The sequence below is a fragment of the Flavobacterium sp. genome (genome assembly GCF_028712645.1).
Lineage (GTDB): Bacteria > Bacteroidota > Bacteroidia > Flavobacteriales > Flavobacteriaceae > Flavobacterium.
Genome location: NZ_JAQTPQ010000308.1, coordinates 1 through 3,776, shown reverse-complemented (window position 1 = coordinate 3,776; position 3,776 = coordinate 1). Strand labels below are relative to the sequence as shown.

6 protein-coding genes and 1 pseudogene are annotated in these 3,776 nt (G+C 33.0%); 6 read left to right on the top strand and 1 reads right to left on the bottom strand.

The features are described from left to right. The 6 genes and pseudogenes from PHC28_RS16865 to PHC28_RS16840 all read left to right on the top strand — a co-directional run. Positions 1-354: hypothetical protein (locus PHC28_RS16865; protein WP_300103334.1), on the top strand; the 354-nt coding region annotated here is incomplete at its 5' end. Beyond that, positions 329-811, top strand: coding sequence for a hypothetical protein (locus tag PHC28_RS16860; RefSeq protein WP_300103332.1), 483 nt, complete (start codon positions 329-331; stop codon positions 809-811). The genes PHC28_RS16865 and PHC28_RS16860, both read left to right, overlap by 26 nt. Positions 812-874: 63 nt before the next feature. Further along, positions 875-1,039: pseudogene (locus PHC28_RS16855) on the top strand (RHS repeat domain-containing protein); the annotation flags it as partial. Continuing rightward, on the top strand, positions 1,016-1,717 hold the full coding sequence (locus tag PHC28_RS16850; protein ID WP_300103336.1) for a matrixin family metalloprotease: 702 nt from the start codon (positions 1,016-1,018) through the stop codon (positions 1,715-1,717). The pseudogene PHC28_RS16855 and the gene PHC28_RS16850, both read left to right, overlap by 24 nt. Further along, on the top strand, positions 1,701-2,192 hold the full coding sequence (locus PHC28_RS16845) for a hypothetical protein (RefSeq protein ID WP_300103330.1): 492 nt from the start codon (positions 1,701-1,703) through the stop codon (positions 2,190-2,192). The genes PHC28_RS16850 and PHC28_RS16845 overlap by 17 nt, the downstream gene beginning before the upstream one ends. Before the next feature lie 53 nt (positions 2,193-2,245). Next, positions 2,246-2,500, top strand: coding sequence for a hypothetical protein (locus PHC28_RS16840; protein WP_300103328.1), 255 nt, complete (start codon positions 2,246-2,248; stop codon positions 2,498-2,500). A 125-nt stretch (positions 2,501-2,625) separates the two neighbouring features. Here the strand turns inward: PHC28_RS16840 and fabV are convergent. Continuing rightward, on the bottom strand, positions 2,626-3,776 hold a 1,151-nt coding region (gene fabV / locus PHC28_RS16835; protein ID WP_300103326.1), incomplete at its 5' end, for an enoyl-ACP reductase FabV.

Sequence of the window (3,776 nt, the reverse complement as noted above, 5' to 3'; positions counted from 1 at the left end):
GCATTGAATGGAGGGGATAATACAAAATATTGTGCTGATTGTAATATGTATGGTGATACTGTAGATTACAATGCTGATGAAAAAGTAGTTGGTCACGAAATTATGCATACTCTAGGAATTTCTCATACAGCTATTGGAAAACAAGGAACTTCTATGACAACAGACGGTATTGGCGGAATGTTACAATATGCTGCCAAAAATTCTAAAGGATTAAAAGTTAACTTATCCAATGTTAAAGCTGGGTCATATTTAGGTTCAAGAGAAGAACCAATTTCAAGAGCAGATAAACCTAAGGTAGTTAATACTAGTCCTCAAAAAATAAAATTAAATGGAACAATTGTCGAAATTAAATAAAAACATTTGGATTTTTATACTCCCATTTTGGATAATTACTAATTTATCCATCACAGGATGTAAAGCATCTCATAAAATAACAGATACAAATAAGTCATTGGAAATTGGTGATACTTTATCTTTAACAGGATATATAATTTATGATAATAAAAAAGGTACCGCAAGTTTTTCAGAAATAAACAACCTAAATACTGAAAAACTATCTAAAAGTAATATTTTAAAACTTTTTAATATATCAACTAATATTATACTTTTAAGAAGAGGGCTTGAAAAATACAAGGATAGTGAATTTATAAGTTTAACATTGTGCAATAAAGACCAAAAGTTAATTGTTAAAAACAACCAATTATTATATGGTAGGTTTTATATCGTTAGACTAGAGAATTTTCTCTTTTACAAGGTTAATCGTACGTACATAGATAACAAACGACGATTGGTGTTTTGTGAAAAAGAATAAAAAAAATACCAGCTCGTCGTAGCTGGTTTTTAAAAAAATACGTTCTTATACCAGTATAAGTATAACGGAAAGGAACTGCAAGACGAGCTGGGACTTAACTTCTATGACTATGGAGCACGTAATTATGACCCAGCTTTAGGGCGTTGGATGAATACTGACCCGCTAGCGGAGAAACATCCTGACATTTCTCCATTTGCTTATTGTATGAACAATCCTGTTGTTTTTGTTGATCCCGATGGGAGAGATTTTGGATTATATATAGATTTTGAGAAAGGAACAGTTACCGTAAGAGCAACCTATTACACAACTAATCAGGATAAAAATTCTGCTACTAACGCCACAAAATCTTGGAATGAGCAAAGCGGAAAATTTAGTTATAGTTATACAGATGAGAAAGGAAATAAGCAAAGCTTGAAGATAAATTATGAATTAAATGTTGAAGTAGTAACTCCAAGTGAAGGACAGACTGAAATGGGAGCTCTGAATCAAGCATTATCAAGTAATACTTCTGGGGAAGGAAATGTATATAAGGTAGTAGATGATAACAAACTTGATGCAAATACTAATGGAACAACATCTCAAAATTTCATTCAAGTTAAAAATTCTAAAAAAGATGCTGAAACAGGAAGTCACGAAGTCGGACATTCATTGGGTTTAATTCATTCCGAAAAGGGTCTTATGACTGCAAGTTCAACTGACCCAAATAGAAATAACAATGTACAGTCAGACAATGTTTCTAATACATTAAATTCAGTAGGTAGTAATCGAAATAATCCTAATAATGTAAATAATCCTATTGAAAGTGGAGCAGGTAGAGCTACTTTGCATCTACAAGGTGCGTCAAATCCAAGAGCACCACAAACAGATAAAGGATATAGAAAATTGCGAAATGGAACAGTTGAATAAGTTAATTATTGTGATTTGTTTTAGTTTTCTTTATAAAGCTAATGCTCAAGAGGAAAGAAAATTTTACATAACTAAAGACACTATTACTTTAGAGAATACAAGTGTAATTTCTTTAAATACTCAAGACGGTATGTTTTTAGTAAATGAAGTTGATATTAAAAATGGTATAAACTTAAAAAAGTTATTAAGAAGTGGTAAGTTGTATTTATTCAGTGATGATATTTACAGATATTTTAGTGTAAAAGATTTTGAGAAAGCACCTAAATATAACGGTTGTACTTTTCAAGAAAGATTTAGTTACGATAAGAATATTACAGTTAGGAAATTAAATCCATCTGTTCAAAAATTTGTAATAGGATTAGTTAGAATTGATTATTATAATGAAAAAATAATAACGGTTGACAAAGGAAATACTTTTTTTGACGAAAAGAGTAAATATTATTTTTATAAAATTGCTTTTCCCATATGCGAGTAACAAAAACTAAAAGCCCCAGTCGGGGCTTTTTTGTTGCTATAATGCTCCCTCTAATGAATACAAAGAAAGAACATAAAGAGAAAATTAAACAATGGTTAGAGTATATTATTGAAAAAATAACTCCTGATGGCTCGGATATGTCGGCAACGATAGCGCAGATTTGCAACCAGCTGTGCGAAGTGTTCTATAAAACGAAAACGTTATTAAAACTAGCGGATTGCTGTGCGAAGTCTCCCGACTTCGTACCCGTTCCAATAAACAACCAGCACAAGTCCTTAAATAATTGGATAAAAGTTGGAACGGCATAGTCGGGAGACTTCGCACAGCAGTTTTAAAGTTTTTTGCTTTATAATTTTAACAAAGATAATCTATATCCATAAAAAAACCACCACGTTTTTCGTGATGGTTTTATATAAAAATAACTGCTATTTCTTTAAACAATACTCGAAACTCCTACCATTTCGTCAGCATCAGCTTTATAATCTACTCCGTCAAATTCGAAACCAAAAAGATTCAAGAAGTCTTTTCTATACCCTTCTAAATCTCCTATTTCTAGCAAACTTTCTGTTGTAGCTTGTTTCCATAAAGTAGCAATTTTTTCTTGAACATCGTCACGCATTTCCCAATCATCAATTCGAATTCTTCCTTTATCATCCGTTGGAATTGGTTTCCCTGTAAACAATCTGTCTTGGTATAAACGTTGAATTTGCTCAATACAACCTTCGTGAATTCCTTCTGCTTTCATTATTTTGTACAATAACGAAATGTACAAAGGAATAACCGGAATGGCTGAACTTGCTTGTGTTACCAATGCTTTATTCACAGAAACAAATGCTTTTCCGTCAATAGATTTCAAGCTATCAGAAATTGCAAAAGCAGTAGCTTCAAGATGATCTTTGGCACGACCAATAGTTCCTTTTCTGTAAACAGCTTCGGTCAATGATGGTCCAATATAGGAATAAGCAACAGTAGTAGCTCCTTTTGCCAAAAGATTTTCCGCTTTCAAAGCGTCAATCCACATTGCCCAATCTTCGCCGCCCATTACGGCAACAGTATTGGCAATATCATCATCCTGACAAGGCTCAATACTAATCTCGGAAACTAATCCAGTATGAAAATCAACGGTTTTATTCGTATAAGTTGTTCCAATGGGTTTCAAAACCGAACGATGCAAAACTCCAGTAACCGGATGCACACGAACAGGAGAAGCCAAACTATAAATTATCAAATCAATTTGACCTAAATCAGCTTTTATCAAATCTAAAGTTTGTCTCTTAACTTCATTTGAAAAGGCATCACCGTTAATACTTTTTGCATATAAACCTGCTTTGTTTGCTTCATTTTCAAAAGCTGCAGAATTATACCAACCTGGAGAAGCTGGTCTTCCTTCAACGGGAGGTTTTTCGAAAAATACACCAATGGTTGCAGCATCAGAACCAAAAGCACTAGTAATTCTTGAAGCTAAACCAAATCCGGTTGATGCTCCAATTACCAAGACTTTTTTAGCGCCATCAATTGCACCTTTTGATTTTACGTATTCAATTTGATTTTTTACGTTTTGCTCGCATCCCTTTGGGTGTGATG